The organism is Pseudomonas sp. NBRC 111133 (assembly GCF_001320605.1).
GTDB lineage: Bacteria > Pseudomonadota > Gammaproteobacteria > Pseudomonadales > Pseudomonadaceae > Aquipseudomonas > Aquipseudomonas monteilii.
In genome coordinates this window covers 119,437-140,990 of the sequence record NZ_BCBJ01000071.1, presented here as the reverse complement: position 1 = coordinate 140,990, position 21,554 = coordinate 119,437, and the positions used below count along the sequence as shown (strand labels likewise).

The following is a 21,554-nucleotide window of genomic DNA, read 5'->3' as shown; positions in this document are numbered from 1 at the left end:
TCGTGCTGGCGAGAACTGCGGCGTTCTGCTGCGTGGCACCAAGCGTGACGACGTTGAGCGTGGTCAGGTTCTGGTCAAGCCAGGTTCGGTCAAGCCGCACACCAAGTTCACCGCAGAAGTTTACGTTCTGTCGAAGGAAGAAGGCGGTCGTCACACTCCGTTCTTCAAAGGCTACCGTCCTCAGTTCTACTTCCGTACCACTGACGTGACCGGTAACTGCGAGCTGCCGGAAGGCGTTGAAATGGTAATGCCAGGTGACAACATTCAGATGACTGTTACCCTGATCAAGACCATCGCAATGGAAGACGGTCTGCGCTTCGCTATCCGTGAAGGCGGTCGTACCGTCGGCGCCGGCGTCGTAGCCAAAATCATCGAGTAATCACTCGACCGATTGAAAAAACCCCCGCTCAGCGGGGGTTTTTTTTATTGGGTTGACACTAAATGGGGGCGTCTATAGAATCACGCCTCCTTTTAGCGGGCGTAGTGCGTCCGTTGGGAACAGCCTGGAGTCTGAAATCCAATGCAAAATCAGCAAATCCGTATCAGGTTGAAGGCTTTCGACCATCGCCTGATCGACCAATCCACCCAGGAAATCGTGGAAACCGCGAAACGTACTGGTGCACAAGTGCGTGGTCCAATTCCACTGCCTACCCGCAAAGAGCGTTTCACCGTTCTGGTCTCCCCGCACGTCAACAAAGACGCGCGTGACCAGTACGAGATTCGCACTCATAAGCGTGTTCTGGACATCGTCCAGCCAACGGATAAAACCGTTGACGCGCTGATGAAGCTTGATCTGGCGGCAGGTGTGGAAGTACAGATCAGCCTCGGCTAAGACTTCGGTCTAGTCGTGTAACGCTCTGAAATGGGCGGCCATAGCGGGTGAAAGCCCCGTACACTCATGAGGTTTACAACATGACTATTGGTGTAATCGGTCGCAAGTGCGGTATGACCCGCATTTTCACCGAAGAAGGTGTCTCCATTCCGGTCACGGTCATTGAGATCGAGCCGAATCGTGTCACCCAGTTCAAAACTGAAGAAACCGATGGCTACCGTGCAGTGCAAGTCACTGTCGGCGAGCGTCGTGCTTCGCGTGTGACTGCCGCTCAGGCAGGTCACTTCGCCAAGGCTAACGTTGCCGCTGGTCGCGGTGTCTGGGAGTTCCGTCTTGAAGAAGGCGATTTCCAGGCTGGCGATCTGATCAAAGCTGAACTCTTCACTGCAGGCCAGCTGGTAGACGTTACTGGTCAGTCCAAAGGTAAAGGCTTCGCCGGTACCATCAAGCGCTGGAACTTCCGTGGTCAGGACAACACCCACGGTAACTCCGTGTCGCACCGTGTTCCTGGTTCCATCGGCCAGTGCCAGACTCCTGGTCGTGTGTTCAAGGGCAAGAAAATGTCCGGTCACATGGGCGCCGAGCGCGTGACTGTTCAGTCCCTGGAAGTAGTTCGCGTAGACGCTGAACGCAACCTGCTGCTGGTTAAGGGTGCCGTTCCTGGCGCTACTGGCGGCGACGTGGTTGTACGTCCAGCTGTCAAGGCTCGCGGTTAAGGGGAAACTGACATGCAACTCAATGTAAATGACGCTCAGGCGATCGAAGTTTCCGAACTGACTTTCGGTGGCGAATTCAACGAGACGCTGGTTCACCAAGCAGTCGTGGCCTACATGGCTGGCGGCCGTCAGGGCACCAAGCAGCAAAAGACCCGTTCCGACGTGGCTGGTGGCGGTAAGCGCCCATGGCGTCAGAAGGGTACTGGCCGTGCTCGTGCTGGTACCACTCGTGGTCCGATCTGGCGTGGCGGTGGTGTAACCTTCGCAGCTCGCCCTCAAGATCACTCGCAGAAGCTCAACAAGAAGATGTACCGCGCAGCCCTGCGCTCCATCCTCGCTGAGCTGGTGCGTAGCGACCGTCTGGTCGTGGTTCAGGACTTCGCTGTCGAAGCACCGAAAACCAAAGATCTGCTGAACAAGCTGAACGGCATGGGTCTGAGCGACGTATTGATCGTTTCCGACGCTGTTGATCAGAACCTGTACCTGGCTGCTCGCAACCTGCCGCACGTCGACGTACGTGACGTACAAGGTTCCGACCCGGTCAGTCTGATCGCATACGAGAAAGTGTTGATCACTGTCTCGGCCGTGAAGAAATTCGAGGAGCTGCTGGGATGAACCAGGAACGCGTATTCAAAGTCCTCCTTGGCCCGCACGTTTCCGAGAAGGCTACCGTTCTGGCTGAGAAAAAAGGCCAGTTCGTATTCAAGGTTGCTACTGATGCAACCAAGCTGGAAATCAAGAAAGCTGTCGAAGGCCTGTTCAACGTAAAAGTTGAAAACGTGTCGACTGTTAACGTTCTGGGTAAAACCAAGCGTACCGCACGTGGTCTGGGCAAGCGTAATGACTGGAAGAAGGCGATCGTCTCCCTTCAGCCAGGCCAAGATCTCGATTTCAGCAGCAGTGCTGAGTAAGGAAGGGGTGCATCATGGCAATCGTTAAATGCAAACCGACTTCCCCTGGCCGCCGTTTCGTGGTCAAGGTGGTCAACAAGGAGCTGCACAAAGGCGCTCCTCACGCACCGCTGATCGAGAAGAAATCGAAGTCTGGTGGTCGTAACAACAATGGCCGCATTACCACTCGTCACGTTGGTGGTGGTCATAAGCAGCATTACCGTCTGGTCGACTTCCGTCGCAACGACAAAGATGGCATCCCAGCCACTGTCGAGCGTATCGAATACGATCCAAACCGTACTGCTCACATCGCCCTGCTGTGCTACGCAGACGGTGAGCGTCGCTACATCATCGCCCCTAAAGGCGTGAGCGCTGGCGACCAGCTGATCGCAGGTGCCCTGGCCCCAATCAAGGCCGGTAACTCCCTGCAGCTGCGCAACATTCCAGTGGGTTCCACCATTCACGGCATCGAACTGAAGCCGGGTAAAGGTGCTCAGATCGCTCGTTCCGCTGGTGCTTCGGCTCAGCTGATCGCTCGCGAAGGTGTCTACGTGACCCTGCGTCTGCGCTCTGGTGAAATGCGTAAAGTCCTGGCTGAGTGCCGTGCGACCCTGGGCGAAGTCTCGAACTCCGAGCACAGCCTGCGTTCGCTGGGTAAAGCTGGTGCCAAACGCTGGCGCGGCGTTCGCCCAACCGTTCGTGGTGTTGCCATGAACCCGGTTGACCACCCACACGGTGGTGGTGAAGGTCGTACCTCCGGTGGTCGTCATCCGGTATCGCCATGGGGCTTCCCAACCAAGGGTGCTAAAACCCGTGGTAATAAGCGTACCGACAACATGATCGTCCGTCGTCGCAAGTAACTAGAGGGATACGACAGTGCCACGTTCTCTGAAAAAAGGTCCTTTTATCGATCTTCACCTGCTGAAGAAGGTCGAAGTGGCGGTGGAGAAGAACGATCGCAAGCCAGTTAAAACCTGGTCGCGCCGTTCGATGATCCTGCCACAAATGGTCGGTCTGACCATCGCGGTACACAACGGTCGTCAACATGTCCCAGTTCTCGTGAACGAAGACATGGTCGGCCACAAACTGGGCGAGTTCGCCGGTACCCGCACCTACCGCGGGCACGTGGCTGACAAGAAAGCCAAGCGTTAAGGGGTAAGGAAATGGAAGTAGCCGCTAAGTTGTCGGGCGCTCGCATCTCCGCCCAGAAAGCCCGCTTGGTCGCCGACCAGATCCGCGGGAAGAAGGTGGGCGAAGCGCTCAACCTGTTGGCCTTCAGCAGCAAAAAAGCCGCTGAAATCATGAAGAAAGTCCTCGAGTCGGCCGTAGCCAACGCCGAACACAACGAAGGCGCAGACGTTGATGACCTGAAGGTCTCCACCGTCTTCGTCAACGAAGGGCGTTCGCTGAAGCGCATCATGCCACGTGCCAAAGGCCGTGCTGATCGCATCGTCAAGCGGTCTTGCCATATCACTGTCAAGGTTGCGGACAAGTAACGGAGTCGATCAGATGGGTCAGAAAGTACATCCCACTGGCATTCGCCTGGGAATCGTCAAGGAGCACACCTCCGTCTGGTACGCAGACGGTGCTACTTACGCAGATTACCTGTTGAAGGATCTGAAAACGCGTGAGTACCTCCAAGACAAACTAAAAAGCGCGTCCGTAAGCCGTATCGATATTCATCGTCCGGCTCAAACTGCACGCATCACCATCCACACCGCTCGTCCAGGTATCGTTATCGGGAAGAAAGGTGAAGATGTCGAGAAGCTGCGTCAGGACCTGACCAAGCAGATGGGTGTGCCTGTGCACATCAACATCGAAGAGATCCGCAAGCCGGAACTCGACGCTATGCTGGTTGCGCAGAGCGTAGCTCAGCAGCTGGAACGCCGCGTAATGTTCCGTCGCGCCATGAAGCGCGCCGTACAGAACGCCATGCGTATTGGTGCCAAGGGCATCAAGATCCAGGTGAGCGGTCGTCTCGGCGGTGCTGAGATTGCTCGTACCGAGTGGTATCGCGAAGGTCGTGTGCCGCTGCACACCCTGCGTGCCGATATCGACTACAACACCTACGAAGCTCACACCACTTACGGTGTGATCGGTGTGAAGGTTTGGATCTTCAAAGGCGAAGTTATTGGTGGTCGCCAAGAAGAACTGAAACCACAAGCACCAGCGCCTCGTAAAAAAGCTGCTAAGTAAGGGGTACGCCAAATGTTGCAACCAAAGCGTACAAAATTCCGCAAGCAGATGACTGGCCACAACCGTGGTCTGGCACTGCGCGGTAGCAAAGTCAGCTTCGGCGAGTTCGCCCTGAAAGCTGTTGCTCGCGGTCGCCTCACCGCTCGCCAGATCGAGTCCGCACGTCGTGCGCTGACCCGTCACGTTAAACGTGGCGGCAAGATCTGGATCCGTGTGTTCCCGGACAAGCCGATCTCCAAGAAACCTCTCGAGGTTCGTATGGGTAAAGGTAAGGGTTCCGTGGAGTACTGGGTTGCCCAGATCCAGCCAGGTAAAGTCCTGTACGAGATCGAGGGTGTTTCTGAAGAGCTGGCGCGCGAAGCATTCGCCCTGGCTGCTGCAAAGCTGCCTCTCGCCACCTCCTTTGTTAAGCGGACGGTGATGTGATGAAAGCGAATGAACTTCGTGAAAAATCGGCACAGCAACTGAACGAGCAACTGCTCGGCTTGCTGCGCGACCAGTTCAATCTGCGTATGCAGAAAGCAACTGGCCAGTTGGGGCAGTCGCACCTGCTCTCGCAAGTTAAGCGTGACATCGCTCGCGTGAAAACTGTGCTCAACCAGCAGGCAGGTAAGTGATCATGGCTGAAGCTGAAAAAACCGTCCGTACGCTGACTGGCCGTGTCGTCAGCGACAAAATGGACAAGACCATCACCGTTCTGATCGAGCGTCGCGTAAAGCACCCGATCTACGGTAAATACGTTAAGCGTTCGACTAAGCTGCACGCGCACGACGAAGCCAACCAGTGCAAGATCGGCGACAAGGTTTCCATCCGTGAAACCCGTCCGCTGGCCAAGACCAAGTCCTGGGCACTGGTTGAAGTCCTCGAACGCGCTGTTGAAGTCTAAGGGCTAGGGGTCGGAGAAATTTTATGATTCAGACTCAATCCATGCTCGATGTGGCCGATAACAGCGGCGCTCGTCGCGTCATGTGCATCAAGGTGCTCGGTGGTTCGCACCGCCGTTACGCCGGCATCGGTGACATCATCAAGGTTACCGTCAAGGAAGCAATTCCGCGCGGTAAGGTCAAAAAAGGCCAAGTGATGACTGCTGTTGTCGTGCGCACCCGTCACGGTGTTCGTCGCGCTGACGGTTCCATCATTCGTTTCGACGGCAACGCTGCTGTTCTGCTGAACAACAAGCAAGAGCCGATCGGCACTCGCATCTTCGGGCCAGTGACCCGTGAACTTCGTACTGAGAAGTTCATGAAGATCGTCTCGCTCGCCCCTGAAGTGCTGTAAGGAGATCCGACATGCAAAAGATTCGTCGTGACGACGAGATCATCGTGATCGCCGGCAAAGACAAAGGTAAGCGCGGTAAGGTGCTGAAGGTTCTGGCTGACGACCGTCTGGTCGTTGGTGGTGTGAACCTGGTCAAGCGTCATACCAAGCCTAACCCGATGGCGGGCGTACAGGGCGGTATCGTCGAGAAAGAAGCGCCTCTGCACGCTTCCAACGTTGCCATCTTCAACGGCGAAACCAACAAGGCTGACCGCGTTGGTTTCAAAGTAGAAGACGGTAAAAAAATTCGTGTCTTCAAGTCGACCCAAAAAGCGGTTGATGCTTGAACACTGCTAGGTAGAAGACCATGGCACGACTGAAAGAGATTTACCGGAACGAAATCGCTCCTAAGCTTAAGGAAGAACTTAAGCTGTCGAACGTGATGGAAGTTCCGCGCGTTACCAAAATCACCCTGAACATGGGTCTGGGCGAAGCGATCGGTGACAAGAAAGTCATCGAGCACGCTGTTGCCGACCTGGAAAAGATCACCGGTCAAAAGCCGGTTGTGACTTTCGCTCGCAAATCCATCGCTGGCTTCAAAGTCCGCGAAGGCTGGCCGATCGGCGTCAAGGTGACCCTGCGTAGCGACAAGATGTACGAATTCCTGGACCGCCTGCTGGCGATCTCCCTGCCTCGGGTTCGCGACTTCCGCGGCCTGAATGCCAAGTCCTTCGATGGCCGTGGCAACTACAGCATGGGCGTGAAAGAGCAGATCATCTTCCCGGAAATCGACTACGACAAGATCGATGCTCTGCGCGGTTTGGACATCACCCTGACCACCACTGCTCGTTCGGACGACGAAGGCCGCGCTCTGCTGCGTGCTTTCAAGTTCCCGTTCCGCAACTGATTGGAGTAGGAAAATGGCCAAGAAGAGCATGAAAAACCGCGAGCTGAAGCGTCAGCTCACGGTAGCCAAGTTCGCTAAGAAGCGTGCTGAGCTGAAAGCGACCATCGTCAACGTTAACGCCTCTCCAGAAGAGCGTTTCGCTGCCGTTGTCGCTCTGCAGAAGCAGCCACGTGATGCTAGCGCCTCGCGCCTGCGCAACCGTTGCCGCCTGACCGGTCGTCCTCACGGTGTATACCGTAAGTTCGGCCTGGGCCGTAACATGCTGCGTCAAGCTGCAATGCGCGGTGACGTACCAGGTCTGGTCAAGGCCTCCTGGTAATCGCTGCAGGCTGGATCCCGGCGCAAGGGGAGCAATCTTCCGACCGCCGGTGACCTTGCCAACAAACAAGCCCCTATATGGGGCTTGTTTCGTTTCTGCCTTGTGTCTAGAATGACCGGCTCACCTGAGCCTGGGTTTTTTACCCTGCCTGCTTGGGTGGTTGTGATAGCCGCAAGGCTAATAATTCTTGTATCAGGAGCATCTAGCCCATGAGTATGCAGGACCCGTTAGCGGACATGCTAACTCGCATCCGTAATGCCCAGATGGCTGAAAAGTCCGTCGTAAGCATGCCTTCCTCCACCCTGAAGGTCGCGGTTGCCAAAGTTCTGAAAGACGAAGGTTACATCGCTGGCTACCAGGTTACTGGTGAGGCCAAGCCTTCCCTGTCGATCGAGCTGAAGTACTTCGAAGGCCGTCCGGTCATCGAGGAACTGAAGCGTTCCAGCCGTCCTGGCCTGCGCCAGTACAAGTCCGTCGCAGAACTGCCGAAAGTACGTGGCGGCCTGGGCGTGTCTATCGTCTCCACCAACAAAGGTGTGATGACTGATCGCGCTGCGCGCGCTGCCGGTGTCGGCGGCGAAGTTCTGTGCACAGTGTTCTAAGGGGAGATAGGCATGTCTCGCGTCGCTAAGAACCCCGTTAAGCTGCCAGCAGGCGTCGAAGTCAAATTCGCCGGCCAGCAGCTTTCGGTGAAGGGTGCCAAAGGCACTCTCGAACTGAACGTTCACTCGTCTGTTGAAGTTACCGAAGAGTCTGGCGAGCTGCGTTTCGTCGCTCGCAACGGTGACCAGCAAGCTCGCGCCATGGCCGGTACCACCCGCGCTCTGGTGAACAACATGGTCCAAGGCGTAAGCCAAGGCTTCGAGCGTAAGCTCCAGCTGGTCGGTGTTGGTTACAAGGCACAGGCTAAAGGCACCGTCCTGAACCTGGCTCTGGGCTTCTCGCACCCAGTGGACTACGAACTGCCAGCCGGTATCACCGCTGAAACCCCAAGCCAGACCGACATCCTGATCAAGGGTATCGACAAGCAGCTGGTGGGTCAGGTGGCCGCTGAAATCCGCGACTTCCGTCCGCCAGAGCCTTACAAAGGCAAGGGTGTGCGTTACGCGGACGAAGTAGTCCGTCGTAAAGAAGCCAAGAAGAAGTAGGGCCTAGCAAATGACCGACAAAAAAGTTATCCGACTGCGTCGCGCTCGCAAAGCACGTCTCAAGATGCACGAACTCGAAGTCGTGCGCCTGTGCGTGTTCCGCTCCTCGCAGCACATCTACGCCCAGGTCATTTCGGCCGACGGCAGCAAGGTTCTGGCAAGCGCCTCGACCTTGGACAAAGAACTGCGTGATGGCGCCACTGGCAACATCGACGCGGCCACTAAGGTTGGCAAGCTGGTAGCTGAGCGTGCGAAAGCCGCCGGTGTATCTCAAGTTGCCTTTGACCGTTCCGGCTTCAAGTACCATGGCCGCGTCAAAGCGCTGGCTGATGCTGCTCGTGAAGGCGGGCTGGAGTTCTAAGTTATGGCAAATAACGATCAAAAGCGCGACGAAGGCTACATCGAGAAGCTGGTTCAAGTTAACCGCGTTGCCAAAACCGTAAAAGGCGGCCGTATCTTCACCTTCACCGCGCTGACCGTGGTAGGTGATGGTAAAGGTCGTGTTGGCTTCGGCCGTGGCAAATCGCGCGAAGTACCAGCCGCGATCCAGAAAGCCATGGAAGCTGCTCGCCGCAACATGATCCAGGTTGACCTGAAGGGCACCACCCTGCAGTACGCCACCAAGGCTGCCCACGGCGCCTCGAAGGTTTACATGCAGCCTGCCTCGGAAGGTACCGGTATCATCGCCGGTGGCGCAATGCGTGCTGTCCTGGAAGTTGCTGGTGTTCAGAACGTTCTGGCCAAGTGCTACGGTTCGACCAACCCAGTGAACGTGGTTTACGCCACCTTCAAGGGTCTGAAAGCCATGCAATCTCCTGAATCCATTGCTGCCAAGCGCGGCAAGAGCGTCGAGGAGATCTTCTGATCATGGCAACCGTAAAAGTAACGCTGATCAAGAGCGTCTCGGGCCGTCTGCCTAACCACAAACTGTGCGTTAAAGGCCTGGGTCTGCGTCGCATCGGTCACACTGTAGAAGTCGAGGATACTCCCGAGAACCGCGGGATGATCAACAAGGCTTACTACATGCTGAAGGTCGAGGGTTAATCGATGAAACTCAATGATCTGAGTCCAGCGCCGGGTTCCCGTCGCGAGAAGCATCGTCCAGGTCGTGGTATCGGTAGCGGTCTGGGTAAGACCGGCGGCCGTGGCCACAAAGGTCAGACTTCCCGTTCGGGTGGTTCGATCGCTCCTGGCTTCGAAGGCGGTCAACAGCCGCTGCACCGTCGTCTGCCGAAGTTCGGCTTCGTTTCCCTGAAAGCCATGGACCGCGCCGAAGTGCGTCTGTCCGAGCTGGCCAAAGTGGAAGGCGACGTGATCTCCGTGCAATCCCTGAAGGATGCCAACGTGATCAACCAGCACATTCAGCGTGTGAAAATCATGCTGTCTGGCGAAGTTACTCGCGCAGTCACCATCAAGGGCATCGCAGCCACCAAGGGTGCGCGTGCGGCTATCGAAGCAGCTGGCGGCAAATTCGAGGAATAAATGGCTAAGCAAGGTGCTCTCTCTTCGCTCGGTAAGGGCGGGATGTCGGAACTCTGGGCTCGTCTGCGCTTTCTGTTCATGGCGATCATCGTCTATCGGATAGGTGCGCATATCCCGGTTCCCGGCATCAATCCGGACCGTCTGGCGGATCTGTTTCGGCAGAATGAGGGGACCATTCTTAGCTTGTTCAACATGTTTTCCGGTGGCGCGCTTGAGCGCATGAGCATCTTTGCACTGGGGATCATGCCGTACATCTCGGCATCGATCATCATGCAGCTGATGACGGCGGTCAGCCCGCAACTGGAGCAGTTGAAGAAGGAAGGTGAAGCTGGCCGTCGCAAGATCAGCCAGTACACCCGCTACGGCACCGTTATCCTGGCACTGGTTCAAGCCATTGGCATGTCCATTGGCCTGGCCAACCAGGGCGTGGCGTTTTCTGTAGGCCTGGGCTTCCATGTCGTTGCCGTCTCCACCTTCGTGGCGGGCGCGATGTTCATGATGTGGCTGGGCGAGCAGATCACCGAGCGCGGTGTGGGCAACGGTATCTCGATGTTGATCTTCGCAGGTATCGTTGCCGGTCTTCCGAGAGCAATCGGGCAGTCTTTCGAGTCTGCACGCACAGGCGATATCAACATTTTCGCCCTGGTCGCTATCGGTTTGCTGGCAGTAGCGATTATCGGTTTCGTGGTGTTCATTGAGCGTGGTCAGCGTCGTATCGCCGTTCACTATGCCAAGCGTCAGCAGGGCCGCAAGGTCTTCGCTGCGCAGACCAGCCACTTGCCGTTGAAAGTGAACATGGCGGGGGTTATCCCGGCCATTTTCGCGAGCAGCATTTTGCTGTTCCCGGCTTCGCTGGGTGCCTGGTTCGGTCAGTCCGAAGGTATGGGCTGGCTGCAGGACATCTCGCAGTCGATCGCTCCTGGTCAGCCGTTGAACATTCTGCTGTTTAGTGCAGGGATCATTTTCTTCTGCTTCTTCTACACAGCGTTGATGTTCAACCCGAAAGACGTAGCGGAAAACCTGAAGAAGTCCGGTGCCTTTATTCCGGGTATCCGTCCTGGTGAGCAGTCGGCACGCTACATTGATGGCGTTCTGACTCGTCTGACCATGTTCGGTGCTCTTTACATGATGGCCGTCTGCCTTCTGCCCCAGTTCCTGGTGGTGGCAGCAAATGTGCCGTTCTACCTTGGCGGGACCTCGTTGCTGATTGTGGTAGTGGTTGTGATGGACTTCATGTCCCAAGTACAATCGCACCTCGTTTCGCACCAGTACGAATCCCTGATGAAGAAAGCCAACCTGAAAGGCTACGGCGGCAGCGGTCTGCTGCGCTGATACGCCCCTAAGGTTCGAGGAGTCGGTAATGAAAGTTCGTGCATCGGTGAAAAAGCTGTGCCGTAACTGCAAGATCATCCGTCGCGAAGGCGTCGTACGAGTGATCTGCAGCGCGGAACCGCGTCACAAACAGCGCCAAGGCTGAGTGTGATCTGCGCTTCAAACCCAGCAGCTAGTGTGCTGCTGGGTTGATTATTCGTTTCTACAGCGATATTATCTCGCGCCCTATTTCTTGGCTTCCGGGGCGTAGGTAGCTGTCAATTGGAGTCCCACTGAATGGCCCGTATTGCAGGCGTCAACATTCCAGATAACAAGCATACTGTTATCTCGCTGACCTACATCTATGGTGTCGGTCGCACAACTGCACAGAAGATCTGTGCAGACGCTGGTGTAAACCCAGCCGCTAAGATCAAGGATCTGAGCGACGAGCAAATCGAAACCCTGCGTGGCGAAGTCGCGAAGTTCACCACCGAAGGTGACCTGCGTCGTGACATCAACATGAAGATCAAACGCTTGATGGACCTGGGTTGCTACCGCGGCCTGCGTCATCGTAAAGGTCTGCCGGTTCGCGGTCAGCGCACCAAGACCAACGCACGCACCCGTAAGGGCCCGCGTAAGCCGATCCGCAAGTAATCGCCCAGGAATATAGACATGGCAAAACCTGCTGCTCGTCCTCGTAAGAAAGTCAAAAAGACAGTGGTTGATGGCATCGCCCACATCCATGCCTCTTTCAACAACACCATCGTGACCATCACCGACCGTCAGGGCAATGCTTTGTCCTGGGCGACCTCCGGTGGTTCGGGTTTCCGTGGTTCGCGCAAATCCACCCCGTTCGCAGCTCAGATCGCTGCTGAGCGTGCTGGTCAAGCTGCGCTGGAATACGGTCTGAAGAACCTCGACGTTAACGTCAAGGGTCCAGGTCCAGGTCGTGAGTCCGCCGTTCGTGCATTGAACAGCTGCGGCTACAAGATCGCCAGCATCACCGACGTGACGCCAATCCCGCACAACGGGTGCCGTCCGCCGAAGAAGCGTCGCGTGTAATCAGGAGACAGAAGAATGGCACGTTACATTGGTCCAAAATGCAAACTGTCTCGTCGTGAAGGCACTGACCTGTTCCTGAAGAGCGGCGTTCGCGCTCTGGAATCGAAGTGCAACATCGAAGCAGCCCCAGGTATCCACGGCCAGCGCCGTGGCCGTCAGTCTGACTACGGCACCCAGCTGCGTGAGAAACAAAAAGTCCGTCGTATCTACGGTGTTCTGGAGCGTCAGTTCCGCGGTTACTACCAAGCTGCTGCCTCGAAAAAAGGCGCAACCGGTGAGAACCTGCTGCAACTGCTCGAGTGCCGTCTGGATAACGTCGTTTACCGTATGGGCTTCGGCTCGACTCGTTCTGAGTCGCGTCAGCTGGTTTCGCACAAAGCGATCAGCGTCAACGGTAAGACTGTAAACATTCCATCCTACCAAGTTCGTCCGGGTGACGTGGTCGCGGTTCGCGAGAAATCGCTGAGCCAGCTGCGCATTGTTCAAGCCCTTGAACTGTGCGCCCAGCGTGGCCGCGTTGAGTGGGTTGACGTGGATGCTGCTAAAAAGTCGGGCGTTTTCAAGAACGTTCCTGCTCGCAGCGACCTGTCTGCCGACATCAACGAGAACCTGATTGTCGAGCTCTACTCCAAGTAAGGGCTAGAAAATAGGTGCATCCATGCAGATTTCGGTAAATGAGTTCCTGACTCCCCGCCACATTGATGTGCAGGTAGTCAGTCCGACCCGCGCCAAGATCACGCTCGAGCCTCTCGAGCGTGGTTTCGGCCATACCCTGGGCAACGCGCTGCGCCGCATCCTGTTGTCCTCCATGCCTGGCTGTGCAGTAGTCGAGGCCGAGATCGATGGCGTACTCCACGAGTACTCCGCGATCGAAGGTGTTCAGGAAGACGTCATTGAAATCCTGTTGAACCTGAAAGGCCTGGCTATCAAACTGCACGGTCGTGACGAAGTTACGCTGACCTTGTCGAAAAAGGGTTCGGGGGTGGTTACCGCTGCCGATATTCAGCTGGATCACGATGTCGAGATCGTCAACCCCGATCACGTAATCGCGAACCTGGCGTCGAACGGCGCCCTGAACATGAAGCTCACTGTAGCTCGTGGTCGTGGTTACGAGCCGGCCGACTCCCGTCAAACCGACGAAGACGAAAGCCGTAGCATTGGCCGTCTGCAGTTGGACGCTTCGTTCAGCCCGGTGCGTCGTATCGCCTATGTGGTCGAGAACGCCCGTGTTGAGCAGCGTACCAACCTGGACAAACTGGTCATTGATCTGGAAACCAACGGCACCCTGGACCCTGAAGAGGCAATCCGCCGCGCTGCGACCATCCTGCAACAGCAGCTGGCCGCGTTCGTCGACCTCAAAGGTGACAGCGAGCCTGTCGTAGTCGAGCAGGAAGACGAGATCGATCCGATCCTGCTGCGTCCGGTTGACGACCTGGAACTGACTGTACGTTCGGCCAACTGCCTCAAGGCGGAGAACATCTACTACATCGGCGACCTGATTCAGCGTACCGAAGTAGAGCTGTTGAAGACTCCTAACCTCGGCAAGAAGTCCCTGACTGAAATCAAGGACGTCCTGGCCTCTCGTGGTCTGTCTCTCGACATGCGCCTCGACAACTGGCCGCCTGCAAGTCTTAAGAAAGACGACAAGGCGACCGCCTGATCGTCGTAATCACCGAACGTAGTGTTTGGTAAGGAATGAATCATGCGTCATCGTAAAAGTGGACGTCACCTGAGCCGTACCAGCTCTCACCGCAAGGCTATGTTCCAGAACATGGCAGTGTCGCTGATCGAGCACGAGCTGATCAAAACCACCCTGCCGAAAGCCAAGGAACTGCGCCGCGTTGCCGAGCCGCTGATCACCCTGGCCAAGGAAGACAGCGTTGCTAACCGTCGTCTGGCCTTCGACCGTACCCGTTCGAAGTCCGCTGTTGGCAAATTGTTCAACGACCTGGGCAAGCGTTACGCCACCCGTCAGGGCGGCTACCTGCGCATCCTGAAGTGCGGTTTCCGCGCTGGCGACAACGCGCCTATGGCGTACGTCGAGCTGGTTGATCGTCCGGTCGGCGGTGCTGTAGAAGCTGCTGAGTAAGACGTTCTGTCTGCTACAAAGAACCGGGCCTAGTGCCCGGTTTTTTGTGTCTGTTGGTATTGTTAGTTTCTATTGATGTAAATCAGTTAATGAATTTGTCCCTGTAACCTTGCTCGTCAATACTCTCTCCATAGCCGATTAGCCGGCGCTTCAAGACCGATAAGGAGAGCCCATGAGCAAGATTCTCACCACCGCCAGCGGTGCACCTGTAGCCGACAACCAGAACTCCCGCTCCGCCGGCCCACGCGGCCCGCTGCTGCTTGACGACTTCCACCTGATTGAGAAGCTCGCCCATTTCAACCGTGAGAACATTCCAGAGCGCCGGGTTCATGCGAAGGGTTCGGGCGCCTATGGCACTTTTACCGTAACCCGCGACATCACCGATTACACCAGCGCCAAACTGTTCGAGCAGATTGGCAAGCAGACGGAGACATTCCTGCGCTTCTCTACCGTGGGTGGCGAACGTGGTTCTGCGGACACAGAGCGCGATCCGCGCGGATTTGCCGTCAAGTTCTACACCGAGGAAGGTAACTGGGACATCGTGGGTAACAACACGCCAGTGTTCTTCATTCGTGATCCGCTCAAGTTCCCGGACTTTATCCACACCCAGAAACGTCACCCGCAGTCCAACCTGAAGAACGCCCAGATGATGTGGGATTTCTGGTCGCACTCGCCCGAGGCGCTGCACCAGGTCACCATCCTGTTCTCCGACCGGGGCATTCCGGATGGCTACCGCCACATGCACGGCTTTGGCAGCCACACCTACAGCCTGATCAATGCCCAGGGTGAGCGCACTTGGGTCAAATGGCACTTCAAGACCCAGCAAGGCATCAAGAACCTCGCCCCGGCAGAGGCCGCACGCTTGGCAGGTACTGATCCGGACTACGCCCAGCGCGACCTGTTCGAAGCCATTGAGCGTGGCGATTATCCACGCTGGACTGTCTGCATCCAGGTGATGAGCGAAGCCGAGGCCGCGAGCCGCGACGAGAACCCGTTCGACGTGACCAAAACCTGGTCGCAAAAGGACTACCCATTGATCGAAGTGGGCGTGCTTGAGCTTAACCGCAACCCGCTCAACTACTTCGCCGAGGTCGAGCAGGCTGCCTTCGGGCCAAGCAACATGGTGCCAGGGGTTGGCCTGTCGCCGGACCGCATGCTGCAGGGCCGCGTGTTCGCCTACGCGGACGCACACCGCTACCGTGTGGGGACTAACCACCAACAGTTGCCGGTGAACGCACCACGCTGCCCGGTCAACAGCTACCAGCGCGACGGCTCCATGGCCACTGGCAGCTATGGCAGTGCACCGAACTACGAACCCAACAGCTACGCCGCGGCACCGAAACAGTCGCCACGTCACGCCGAGCCCGCATTGGCTCTGAATGGCTCGGCCGACCGTTACGATCACCGCGAGGACACTGACTACTACAGCCACGCCGGCGCGCTGTTCCGCCTGATGAGTGACGAGCAGAAAGCCCTGCTGATCAGCAACATCGCTGGAACCATGGCGGGTGTCAGTGAGGACGTCATCCAACGCCAGTTGCAGTACTTCTTCCAGGCCGACCCGGCCTATGGAGAAGGGATCGCCAAAGCCCTGGGCATCAATCTCGCCTAAGTCGAAGTGATAAGAAGAACCGCCCTCATTCGGGCGGTTTTTCAATGAATATCACTACTGTTTAACCGATTTTTTGCTTCTAATTGCGCATTTTTCAGTGACCGCAGGCAAAAGCTGGTTCACACTATGTGGCATAGACGTTTTCATATGGAGAAGCAGGGCGATGCAAGGCCACCCGGACGTAATCAACTACCTCGTCACGTTGCTGAAGGGCGAACTGGCAGCACGCGACCAGTACTTCATTCATTCGCGCATGTACGAAGACTGGGGCCTGACCAAGCTCTACGAGCGTATCAACCACGAGATGGAAGAAGAGACGCAGCACGCTGATGCCCTGATGCGTCGCATCCTGATGCTCGAAGGCACACCTGACATGCGTGCAGACGACCTGGAAGTCGGCAGCACCGTGCCGGAAATGATCGAGGCCGACCTCAAGCTTGAGTACAAGGTGCGCGGTGCGCTGTGCAAAGGCATCGAGCTGTGCGAGCTGCACAAGGACTACATCAGCCGTGACATCCTGCGTGCGCAACTGGCGGACACCGAAGAAGATCACACCTACTGGCTGGAGAAGCAGCAGGGTCTGATCAAGGCCATTGGCCTGGAGAACTACCTGCAGTCGCAGATGTAAGTTACCCACAGTCTCAAGAAAAAGCCCCTGACACCAATGGTGCCAGGGGCTTTTTCATTCCATCAGCAACACTCAGGCCCGGTCCCGCTCCAGCAGCGGTTTCAGGTAATGCCCGGTATAGGACTGCTTCATCTCGCTCAGTTCTTCCGGCGTACCGCAGGCAATGATCTGTCCCCCTTTGGAACCACCCTCCGGGCCGAGGTCCACCAGCCAGTCAGCAGTCTTGATCACATCCAGGTTGTGCTCGATCACCACCACGGTATTGCCGTGATCACGCAGGCGATGCAGCACGTCCAGCAACTGCTGGATATCGGCAAAGTGCAGGCCCGTGGTGGGTTCATCCAGGATATACAGGGTTTTGCCGGTATCGCGCTTGGACAACTCGCGGGACAGCTTCACCCGCTGCGCCTCACCACCAGACAAGGTAGTCGCCGACTGGCCCAGCTTGATGTACGACAGGCCTACATCCATCAGTGTTTGCAGCTTGCGCGCCAGCGCTGGCACTGCGTCGAAGAATTCGCGGGCATCCTCGATGGTCATTTCCAGCACCTCGTGGATGTTCTTGCCCTTGTACTTGATCTCCAACGTTTCGCGGTTGTAGCGCTTGCTCTTGCACACGTCGCACGGCACGTAGATGTCTGGCAGGAAGTGCATCTCGACCTTGATCAGGCCATCGCCTTGGCAGGCCTCGCAACGGCCACCCTTGACGTTGAACGAGAAACGTCCCGGGCCATAGCCGCGTGAGCGCGACTCCGGCACCCCGGAGAACAGCTCGCGGATAGGGGTGAAAATACCGGTGTACGTTGCCGGGTTCGAGCGCGGAGTGCGGCCGATCGGGCTCTGGTCGATATCCACCACCTTATCCAGGTGCTGCAGGCCGTCCATGCTGCTGTGCGCTGCGGCTTCCAGGCTGCTTGCGCCATTGAGGGCAGTAGCGGCCAAGGGGAACAGGGTGTTGTTGATCAGCGTCGATTTGCCCGAGCCGGATACCCCCGTCACGCAGGTCAGCAGGCCGATGGGGACTTCGAGGTCGACGTTCTGCAGGTTGTTGCCACGCGCACCCTTGAGCTTTAGTTGCAGCTTCTTGTTGCGCGGCGTGCGCTTGGCTGGCACGACGATCTTCTTGCGTCCGGACAAGTACTTGCCGGTTAACGAATCAGGGTGGTCCATGACCTCCTGTGGCGAGCCCTCGGCGACGATCTGGCCACCATGCACACCGGCCCCTGGGCCGATATCGACCACATAGTCGGCCAAGCGAATGGCGTCCTCGTCGTGCTCTACCACGATGACCGTGTTGCCCAAATCGCGCAGGTGGTTGAGGGTGGCCAGCAGGCGGTCGTTGTCGCGTTGATGAAGGCCGATGGACGGTTCATCAAGGATGTACATCACCCCGACCAGGCCGGCGCCAATCTGGCTGGCAAGCCGGATACGCTGGGCCTCGCCACCGGACAGGGTGTCGGCGCTACGGTCGAGGGTGAGGTAGTCGAGGCCGACGTTGACCAGGAACTGCAAGCGCTCGCAGATTTCCTTGAGGATCTTGGCGGCAATCTCGCCACGGCGGCCAGTCAGGGTCAGCTCGCCAAAGTAGTTGCTGGCTTCACCGATCGGTAGGTTGGTGACCGCCGGCAGCGTTTTTTCGCCCACCCACACATGGCGTGCTTCACGGCGCAGGCGAGTGCCACGGCAATCCGGGCAGGGCTGGGTGCCGAGGAACTTGGCCAGCTCTTCGCGTACGGTGGCCGACTCGGTCTCGCGGTAGCGGCGTTCCAGGTTCGGCACGATGCCTTCAAACGGGTGCGAGCGCTTTACGATATCGCCACGGTCGTTCAAGTACTTGAAGTCGATGCTTTGCTTGCCACTGCCTTGCAGGATCACCTTCTGGTGTTCTGCCGAGAGCTCGCCGAAGGGTTCTTCCAGGCTGAAGCCATAATGCGCGGCCAACGAGCCGAGCATCTGGAAGTAGTAAACGTTGCGTCGGTCCCAGCCGCGGATCGCACCTTCAGCCAGGGTGAGTTCGGTATTGACCAGGCGTTTGGTGTCGAAGAACTGCTTCACCCCCAGGCCATCGCAGGTCGGGCAGGCGCCAGCCGGGTTGTTGAAGGAGAACAGCTTGGGTTCCAGCTCGCTGATGGCATGGCCGCACACCGGACAGGCGAAGCGGGCGGAGAAGATCATCTCTTCGCCTGGTTCGTCGTCCATCGGTGCTACCAGAGCGATCCCGTCGGCCAGCTTCAGTGCGGTCTCGAACGATTCAGCGAGGCGTTGCTGCAGGTCGGCGCGCACCTTGAAGCGGTCTACCACCACATCGATGCTGTGCTTTTTCTGTTTGTCCAGTTTGGGCAGTTCGTCCAGCTCGTAGAGCTTGCCGTTGACCCGGGCGCGTACGAACCCTTGAGCGCGCAACTCGTCAAACACGGCCAGGTGCTCACCCTTGCGCTCGCGCACCACCGGCGCCAGCAGCATCAGCTTGCTGCCTTCCGGGCGCTCCAGCACCAGGTCGACCATCTGGCTGATCGTTTGCGCCTCCAGCGGGATATCGTGGTCCGGGCAGCGTGGCGTACCCACGCGGGCATACAACAGGCGCAGGTAGTCGTAGATTTCAGTGATGGTGCCGACCGTGGAGCGTGGGTTGTGCGAGGTCGACTTCTGCTCGATGGAAATGGCCGGTGAGAGGCCTTCGATGGTATCGACGTCGGGCTTTTCCATCATCGACAGGAACTGCCGGGCGTAGGCCGACAGCGATTCCACGTAGCGGCGCTGGCCTTCGGCGTAGAGGGTGTCGAACGCCAGGGACGACTTGCCGGAACCGGACAGGCCGGTGATCACGATCAGCTTGTCCCGGGGCAGGGTCAGGTCGATGTTCTTCAGGTTGTGGGTACGTGCCCCACGAATCAGGATCTTGTCCACTGCGGCCTCGCTTGGCGGGCATAAACAAGGAAGTATACGGCGCGCCAGTATGACGCGGCAAAGCGTCGCGTAGATGCCGTTACGCTGTCGGACTGATAGAATCGCCGCCGGTTCACACGAGGTTAATCCATGCACGACACCCACAACGAGCGCATGAGTGGCGGCGAAACCCGCGCCGCTGGCGGCCTTGCTCTGGTCTTTGCCTTTCGTATGCTGGGCATGTTCATGGTCTTGCCGGTACTGGCTACCTACGGCATGGACCTGGCCGGCGCCACCCCTGCGCTGATCGGCCTGGCCATTGGCGCCTATGGCCTGACTCAGGCGGTATTGCAGATCCCGTTCGGGATGATCTCCGACCGCATCGGCCGCCGGCCGGTGATTTACCTGGGGCTGGTGATTTTCGCCCTGGGCAGTGTGCTGGCGGCCCAGGCCGACTCCATCTGGGGCGTGATCGCCGGGCGTGTTTTGCAGGGCGCCGGTGCGATTTCTGCCGCCGTCATGGCGTTGTTGTCCGATCTCACCCGCGAGCAACACCGGACCAAGGCCATGGCCATGATCGGCATGAGCATCGGCCTGTCGTTTGCCGTCGCCATGGTCGTCGGACCCTTGCTGACAAGTGCCTTCGGCTTGTCAGGATTGTTCCTGACCACGGCGGGGCTTGCCCTGGTAGGCATCCTGCTGATTGCCTTTGTCGTGCCCAACACGCATAGCATCCTGCAGCACCGCGAATCGGGCGTGGCGCGCCAGGCACTCGGCCCAACCCTGCGTCATCCGGACCTTCTGCGCCTGGACATAAGCATCTTCGTCCTCCATGCCATTCTCATGGCCAGCTTCGTCGCGCTGCCGCTGGCCTTCGTCGAGCGCGGTGGGCTGCCCAAGGAGCAGCACTGGTGGGTGTACCTGACCGCGCTGTTCATCTCATTTTTTGCAATGGTCCCGTTCATCATCTACGGCGAAAAAAAGCGCAAGATGAAACGCGTGTTGGCCGGCGCTGTCAGTGTCCTGCTGCTGACAGAGATATACTTCTGGGAGTGGGCTGACGGTTTGCGCGGACTGGTGATTGGCACCGTGGTATTCTTTACCGCATTCAACCTGCTGGAGGCATCGCTGCCTTCGCTGGTGAGCAAGGTGTCGCCTGCCGGTGGCAAGGGGACGGCGATGGGGGTCTACTCCACCAGCCAGTTCCTTGGTGCGGCGCTGGGCGGCATTCTCGGTGGCTGGTTGTTCCAGCACGGTGGGCTGGACACGGTGTTCCTCGGTTGCGCGGTGCTGTGTGCCATCTGGCTGGTCGTCGCCCTGCGCATGAACGAGCCGCCTTATGTGACCAGTCTGCGCATGCCGCTGACGCCTGAGGCAGTCCGTGAAGCCGGCCTGTCCGAGCGCCTGATGGCCGTGCCGGGTGTGACCGACGCTGTGGTGGTGGCTGAAGAAGCCGCTATCTATATCAAACTGGATACGAAAATTTTGGACCGTGCGACCCTCGAGCGACTGGTGAACCCAGCCTCTTCGGCGTGCGAAGCCTAGGAGAACGTTATGGCCCGTGGGGTTAACAAAGTCATTCTGGTCGGCACCTGTGGCCAGGATCCCGAAGTCCGCTACCTGCCCAACGGTAACGCCGTGACCAACCTGAGCCTGGCTACCAGCGAGCAGTGGACCGACAAGCAGTCGGGCCAGAAGGTAGAGCGTACCGAGTGGCACCGTGTGTCGCTGTTCGGCAAGGTTGCCGAGATCGCCGGCGAGTACCTGCGCAAAGGTTCGCAGTGCTACATCGAAGGCAAACTGCAGACCCGTGAGTGGGAAAAAGACGGTATCAAGCGCTACACCACTGAGATCATCGTCGACATCAACGGCACCATGCAGCTGCTGGGTGGCCGTCCGCAGGGCCAGCAGGGCGGTGACCCGTACAACCAGGGTGGCGGCAACTACAACCAAGGTGGTCAGCAGCAACAGTACAACCAGGCCCCGCCGCGCCAGCAGGCCCAGCGCCCGCAACAGGCCCCTCAGCGCCCGGCGCCGCAGCAGCCAGCGCCACAGCCGGCGGCTGACTTTGACAGCTTTGATGACGATATTCCGTTCTGATCAGAGCGGTAAGGCGTCTAGCAAGACCAAAAACCCAAGGCAGTTGCCTTGGGTTTTTTTATGTCCCGCCATCCTGTGTAGGAGACGTCTGAAGTTGCTGGTGTTGCAACTCCTCAGCG

At 57.8% G+C, this 21,554-nt stretch carries 34 protein-coding genes; 33 read left to right on the top strand and 1 reads right to left on the bottom strand.

Going from position 1 to position 21,554, the window contains the following annotated elements; all coding sequences use genetic code 11:
- From APH36_RS17135 to bfr, 31 genes are all read left to right on the top strand, one after another.
- Positions 1-379: elongation factor Tu (locus APH36_RS17135; RefSeq protein WP_081011215.1), on the top strand; the 379-nt coding region annotated here is incomplete at its 5' end.
- Positions 380-520: 141 nt separating this feature from the next.
- Complete coding sequence (gene rpsJ / locus APH36_RS17130) at positions 521-832, top strand: 30S ribosomal protein S10 (protein WP_003186070.1); 312 nt, start codon at positions 521-523, stop codon at positions 830-832.
- An 80-nt stretch (positions 833-912) separates the two neighbouring features.
- A complete protein-coding gene (rplC, locus tag APH36_RS17125) occupies positions 913-1,548 on the top strand; it encodes a 50S ribosomal protein L3 (RefSeq protein ID WP_003257089.1) in 636 nt (211 codons plus the stop codon).
- A gap of 12 nt (positions 1,549-1,560) precedes the next feature.
- Positions 1,561-2,163, top strand: a complete 603-nt coding sequence (gene rplD, locus APH36_RS17120; protein WP_003255485.1) for a 50S ribosomal protein L4 — start codon at positions 1,561-1,563, stop codon at positions 2,161-2,163.
- Positions 2,160-2,459: a 50S ribosomal protein L23 gene (gene rplW / locus APH36_RS17115; RefSeq protein ID WP_003255484.1), complete on the top strand. Its 300-nt coding sequence runs from the start codon at positions 2,160-2,162 to the stop codon at positions 2,457-2,459. Before rplD ends, rplW begins: the two co-directional genes overlap by 4 nt.
- Positions 2,460-2,473: 14 nt before the next feature.
- Positions 2,474-3,298, top strand: a complete 825-nt coding sequence (rplB, locus tag APH36_RS17110; RefSeq protein WP_003255483.1) for a 50S ribosomal protein L2 — start codon at positions 2,474-2,476, stop codon at positions 3,296-3,298.
- Between the two features lie 16 nt (positions 3,299-3,314).
- Positions 3,315-3,590: a 30S ribosomal protein S19 gene (gene rpsS, locus APH36_RS17105; RefSeq protein WP_003255482.1), complete on the top strand. Its 276-nt coding sequence runs from the start codon at positions 3,315-3,317 to the stop codon at positions 3,588-3,590.
- 11 nt (positions 3,591-3,601) lie between these two features.
- Positions 3,602-3,934 (top strand): 50S ribosomal protein L22, encoded by a 333-nt coding sequence (gene rplV, locus APH36_RS17100; RefSeq protein WP_003103908.1) that lies wholly within the window; start codon positions 3,602-3,604, stop codon positions 3,932-3,934.
- Between the two features lie 13 nt (positions 3,935-3,947).
- Positions 3,948-4,634, top strand: a complete 687-nt coding sequence (gene rpsC, locus APH36_RS17095) for a 30S ribosomal protein S3 (protein ID WP_003255481.1) — start codon at positions 3,948-3,950, stop codon at positions 4,632-4,634.
- A 12-nt stretch (positions 4,635-4,646) separates the two neighbouring features.
- Positions 4,647-5,060, top strand: a complete 414-nt coding sequence (gene rplP / locus APH36_RS17090; RefSeq protein ID WP_003255479.1) for a 50S ribosomal protein L16 — start codon at positions 4,647-4,649, stop codon at positions 5,058-5,060.
- On the top strand, positions 5,060-5,251 hold the full coding sequence (gene rpmC / locus APH36_RS17085) for a 50S ribosomal protein L29 (RefSeq protein ID WP_002555481.1): 192 nt from the start codon (positions 5,060-5,062) through the stop codon (positions 5,249-5,251). The genes rplP and rpmC overlap by 1 nt, the downstream gene beginning before the upstream one ends.
- A 2-nt stretch (positions 5,252-5,253) precedes the next feature.
- Complete coding sequence (gene rpsQ, locus APH36_RS17080; protein WP_003255478.1) at positions 5,254-5,520, top strand: 30S ribosomal protein S17; 267 nt, start codon at positions 5,254-5,256, stop codon at positions 5,518-5,520.
- Positions 5,521-5,543: 23 nt separating this feature from the next.
- The gene (rplN, locus tag APH36_RS17075) at positions 5,544-5,912 is read left to right on the top strand and encodes a 50S ribosomal protein L14 (protein ID WP_002555479.1); all 369 of its coding nucleotides are present in this window, start codon (positions 5,544-5,546) and stop codon (positions 5,910-5,912) included.
- 11 nt (positions 5,913-5,923) lie between these two features.
- Entirely contained in the window at positions 5,924-6,238 is a 315-nt protein-coding gene (rplX, locus tag APH36_RS17070; protein WP_016715319.1) for a 50S ribosomal protein L24, read from the top strand.
- A gap of 20 nt (positions 6,239-6,258) precedes the next feature.
- Positions 6,259-6,798 carry a 50S ribosomal protein L5 gene (rplE, locus tag APH36_RS17065; RefSeq protein WP_003255474.1) on the top strand — a complete coding sequence of 180 codons (540 nt, stop codon included), beginning with the start codon at positions 6,259-6,261 and terminating at the stop codon, positions 6,796-6,798.
- A gap of 13 nt (positions 6,799-6,811) precedes the next feature.
- Positions 6,812-7,117, top strand: coding sequence for a 30S ribosomal protein S14 (gene rpsN, locus APH36_RS17060; RefSeq protein ID WP_009681970.1), 306 nt, complete (start codon positions 6,812-6,814; stop codon positions 7,115-7,117).
- A gap of 209 nt (positions 7,118-7,326) precedes the next feature.
- Complete coding sequence (gene rpsH / locus APH36_RS17055) at positions 7,327-7,719, top strand: 30S ribosomal protein S8 (protein WP_009681971.1); 393 nt, start codon at positions 7,327-7,329, stop codon at positions 7,717-7,719.
- Between the two features lie 12 nt (positions 7,720-7,731).
- On the top strand, positions 7,732-8,265 hold the full coding sequence (rplF, locus tag APH36_RS17050) for a 50S ribosomal protein L6 (RefSeq protein ID WP_009681972.1): 534 nt from the start codon (positions 7,732-7,734) through the stop codon (positions 8,263-8,265).
- A gap of 10 nt (positions 8,266-8,275) precedes the next feature.
- Positions 8,276-8,626, top strand: a complete 351-nt coding sequence (gene rplR / locus APH36_RS17045; RefSeq protein WP_009681973.1) for a 50S ribosomal protein L18 — start codon at positions 8,276-8,278, stop codon at positions 8,624-8,626.
- Positions 8,627-8,629: 3 nt separating this feature from the next.
- Positions 8,630-9,130, top strand: a complete 501-nt coding sequence (gene rpsE, locus APH36_RS17040) for a 30S ribosomal protein S5 (protein WP_003255465.1) — start codon at positions 8,630-8,632, stop codon at positions 9,128-9,130.
- 2 nt (positions 9,131-9,132) lie between these two features.
- Entirely contained in the window at positions 9,133-9,309 is a 177-nt protein-coding gene (gene rpmD, locus APH36_RS17035; RefSeq protein ID WP_060499573.1) for a 50S ribosomal protein L30, read from the top strand.
- 3 nt (positions 9,310-9,312) lie between these two features.
- A complete protein-coding gene (gene rplO, locus APH36_RS17030) occupies positions 9,313-9,747 on the top strand; it encodes a 50S ribosomal protein L15 (RefSeq protein WP_003255461.1) in 435 nt (144 codons plus the stop codon).
- The gene (gene secY, locus APH36_RS17025) at positions 9,748-11,079 is read left to right on the top strand and encodes a preprotein translocase subunit SecY (RefSeq protein WP_003257108.1); all 1,332 of its coding nucleotides are present in this window, start codon (positions 9,748-9,750) and stop codon (positions 11,077-11,079) included.
- Between the two features lie 28 nt (positions 11,080-11,107).
- The gene (gene rpmJ / locus APH36_RS17020) at positions 11,108-11,224 is read left to right on the top strand and encodes a 50S ribosomal protein L36 (RefSeq protein ID WP_002555468.1); all 117 of its coding nucleotides are present in this window, start codon (positions 11,108-11,110) and stop codon (positions 11,222-11,224) included.
- Positions 11,225-11,355: 131 nt separating this feature from the next.
- The gene (gene rpsM, locus APH36_RS17015; protein WP_003255457.1) at positions 11,356-11,712 is read left to right on the top strand and encodes a 30S ribosomal protein S13; all 357 of its coding nucleotides are present in this window, start codon (positions 11,356-11,358) and stop codon (positions 11,710-11,712) included.
- A gap of 18 nt (positions 11,713-11,730) precedes the next feature.
- Positions 11,731-12,120, top strand: coding sequence for a 30S ribosomal protein S11 (gene rpsK / locus APH36_RS17010; RefSeq protein WP_003255454.1), 390 nt, complete (start codon positions 11,731-11,733; stop codon positions 12,118-12,120).
- Between the two features lie 15 nt (positions 12,121-12,135).
- Positions 12,136-12,756, top strand: a complete 621-nt coding sequence (gene rpsD, locus APH36_RS17005; protein ID WP_009681977.1) for a 30S ribosomal protein S4 — start codon at positions 12,136-12,138, stop codon at positions 12,754-12,756.
- A gap of 22 nt (positions 12,757-12,778) precedes the next feature.
- On the top strand, positions 12,779-13,780 hold the full coding sequence (locus APH36_RS17000; RefSeq protein ID WP_060499572.1) for a DNA-directed RNA polymerase subunit alpha: 1,002 nt from the start codon (positions 12,779-12,781) through the stop codon (positions 13,778-13,780).
- Between the two features lie 42 nt (positions 13,781-13,822).
- Positions 13,823-14,209 carry a 50S ribosomal protein L17 gene (rplQ, locus tag APH36_RS16995; RefSeq protein WP_003255451.1) on the top strand — a complete coding sequence of 129 codons (387 nt, stop codon included), beginning with the start codon at positions 13,823-13,825 and terminating at the stop codon, positions 14,207-14,209.
- 172 nt (positions 14,210-14,381) lie between these two features.
- Positions 14,382-15,821 carry a catalase gene (locus APH36_RS16990; RefSeq protein WP_060499571.1) on the top strand — a complete coding sequence of 480 codons (1,440 nt, stop codon included), beginning with the start codon at positions 14,382-14,384 and terminating at the stop codon, positions 15,819-15,821.
- Between the two features lie 163 nt (positions 15,822-15,984).
- On the top strand, positions 15,985-16,449 hold the full coding sequence (gene bfr / locus APH36_RS16985; protein ID WP_016715322.1) for a bacterioferritin: 465 nt from the start codon (positions 15,985-15,987) through the stop codon (positions 16,447-16,449).
- Positions 16,450-16,521: 72 nt separating this feature from the next.
- Here bfr and uvrA read toward each other — a convergent pair whose 3' ends face one another.
- Positions 16,522-19,356 carry an excinuclease ABC subunit UvrA gene (uvrA, locus tag APH36_RS16980; RefSeq protein WP_060499570.1) on the bottom strand — a complete coding sequence of 945 codons (2,835 nt, stop codon included), beginning with the start codon at positions 19,354-19,356 and terminating at the stop codon, positions 16,522-16,524.
- A gap of 129 nt (positions 19,357-19,485) precedes the next feature.
- Between uvrA and APH36_RS16975 the strand changes: the two genes are divergently transcribed.
- Entirely contained in the window at positions 19,486-20,880 is a 1,395-nt protein-coding gene (locus tag APH36_RS16975; protein WP_060499569.1) for an MFS transporter, read from the top strand.
- Between the two features lie 9 nt (positions 20,881-20,889).
- A complete protein-coding gene (locus tag APH36_RS16970; RefSeq protein ID WP_025754600.1) occupies positions 20,890-21,435 on the top strand; it encodes a single-stranded DNA-binding protein in 546 nt (181 codons plus the stop codon).
- The last annotated feature ends 119 nt before the right edge of the window (positions 21,436-21,554 follow it).

Coding starts and splice junctions, on each gene's coding strand:
- rpsJ (WP_003186070.1), top strand. CDS start 521: ATGCAAAATCAGCAAATCCGTATCAGGTTGAAGGCTTTCGACCATCGC.
- rplC (WP_003257089.1), top strand. CDS start 913: ATGACTATTGGTGTAATCGGTCGCAAGTGCGGTATGACCCGCATTTTC.
- rplD (WP_003255485.1), top strand. CDS start 1,561: ATGCAACTCAATGTAAATGACGCTCAGGCGATCGAAGTTTCCGAACTG.
- rplW (WP_003255484.1), top strand. CDS start 2,160: ATGAACCAGGAACGCGTATTCAAAGTCCTCCTTGGCCCGCACGTTTCC.
- rplB (WP_003255483.1), top strand. CDS start 2,474: ATGGCAATCGTTAAATGCAAACCGACTTCCCCTGGCCGCCGTTTCGTG.
- rplV (WP_003103908.1), top strand. CDS start 3,602: ATGGAAGTAGCCGCTAAGTTGTCGGGCGCTCGCATCTCCGCCCAGAAA.
- rpsC (WP_003255481.1), top strand. CDS start 3,948: ATGGGTCAGAAAGTACATCCCACTGGCATTCGCCTGGGAATCGTCAAG.
- rplP (WP_003255479.1), top strand. CDS start 4,647: ATGTTGCAACCAAAGCGTACAAAATTCCGCAAGCAGATGACTGGCCAC.
- rpmC (WP_002555481.1), top strand. CDS start 5,060: ATGAAAGCGAATGAACTTCGTGAAAAATCGGCACAGCAACTGAACGAG.
- rpsQ (WP_003255478.1), top strand. CDS start 5,254: ATGGCTGAAGCTGAAAAAACCGTCCGTACGCTGACTGGCCGTGTCGTC.
- rplN (WP_002555479.1), top strand. CDS start 5,544: ATGATTCAGACTCAATCCATGCTCGATGTGGCCGATAACAGCGGCGCT.
- rplX (WP_016715319.1), top strand. CDS start 5,924: ATGCAAAAGATTCGTCGTGACGACGAGATCATCGTGATCGCCGGCAAA.
- rplE (WP_003255474.1), top strand. CDS start 6,259: ATGGCACGACTGAAAGAGATTTACCGGAACGAAATCGCTCCTAAGCTT.
- rpsN (WP_009681970.1), top strand. CDS start 6,812: ATGGCCAAGAAGAGCATGAAAAACCGCGAGCTGAAGCGTCAGCTCACG.
- rpsH (WP_009681971.1), top strand. CDS start 7,327: ATGAGTATGCAGGACCCGTTAGCGGACATGCTAACTCGCATCCGTAAT.
- rplF (WP_009681972.1), top strand. CDS start 7,732: ATGTCTCGCGTCGCTAAGAACCCCGTTAAGCTGCCAGCAGGCGTCGAA.
- rplR (WP_009681973.1), top strand. CDS start 8,276: ATGACCGACAAAAAAGTTATCCGACTGCGTCGCGCTCGCAAAGCACGT.
- rpsE (WP_003255465.1), top strand. CDS start 8,630: ATGGCAAATAACGATCAAAAGCGCGACGAAGGCTACATCGAGAAGCTG.
- rpmD (WP_060499573.1), top strand. CDS start 9,133: ATGGCAACCGTAAAAGTAACGCTGATCAAGAGCGTCTCGGGCCGTCTG.
- rplO (WP_003255461.1), top strand. CDS start 9,313: ATGAAACTCAATGATCTGAGTCCAGCGCCGGGTTCCCGTCGCGAGAAG.
- secY (WP_003257108.1), top strand. CDS start 9,748: ATGGCTAAGCAAGGTGCTCTCTCTTCGCTCGGTAAGGGCGGGATGTCG.
- rpmJ (WP_002555468.1), top strand. CDS start 11,108: ATGAAAGTTCGTGCATCGGTGAAAAAGCTGTGCCGTAACTGCAAGATC.
- rpsM (WP_003255457.1), top strand. CDS start 11,356: ATGGCCCGTATTGCAGGCGTCAACATTCCAGATAACAAGCATACTGTT.
- rpsK (WP_003255454.1), top strand. CDS start 11,731: ATGGCAAAACCTGCTGCTCGTCCTCGTAAGAAAGTCAAAAAGACAGTG.
- rpsD (WP_009681977.1), top strand. CDS start 12,136: ATGGCACGTTACATTGGTCCAAAATGCAAACTGTCTCGTCGTGAAGGC.
- APH36_RS17000 (WP_060499572.1), top strand. CDS start 12,779: ATGCAGATTTCGGTAAATGAGTTCCTGACTCCCCGCCACATTGATGTG.
- rplQ (WP_003255451.1), top strand. CDS start 13,823: ATGCGTCATCGTAAAAGTGGACGTCACCTGAGCCGTACCAGCTCTCAC.
- APH36_RS16990 (WP_060499571.1), top strand. CDS start 14,382: ATGAGCAAGATTCTCACCACCGCCAGCGGTGCACCTGTAGCCGACAAC.
- bfr (WP_016715322.1), top strand. CDS start 15,985: ATGCAAGGCCACCCGGACGTAATCAACTACCTCGTCACGTTGCTGAAG.
- APH36_RS16975 (WP_060499569.1), top strand. CDS start 19,486: ATGCACGACACCCACAACGAGCGCATGAGTGGCGGCGAAACCCGCGCC.
- APH36_RS16970 (WP_025754600.1), top strand. CDS start 20,890: ATGGCCCGTGGGGTTAACAAAGTCATTCTGGTCGGCACCTGTGGCCAG.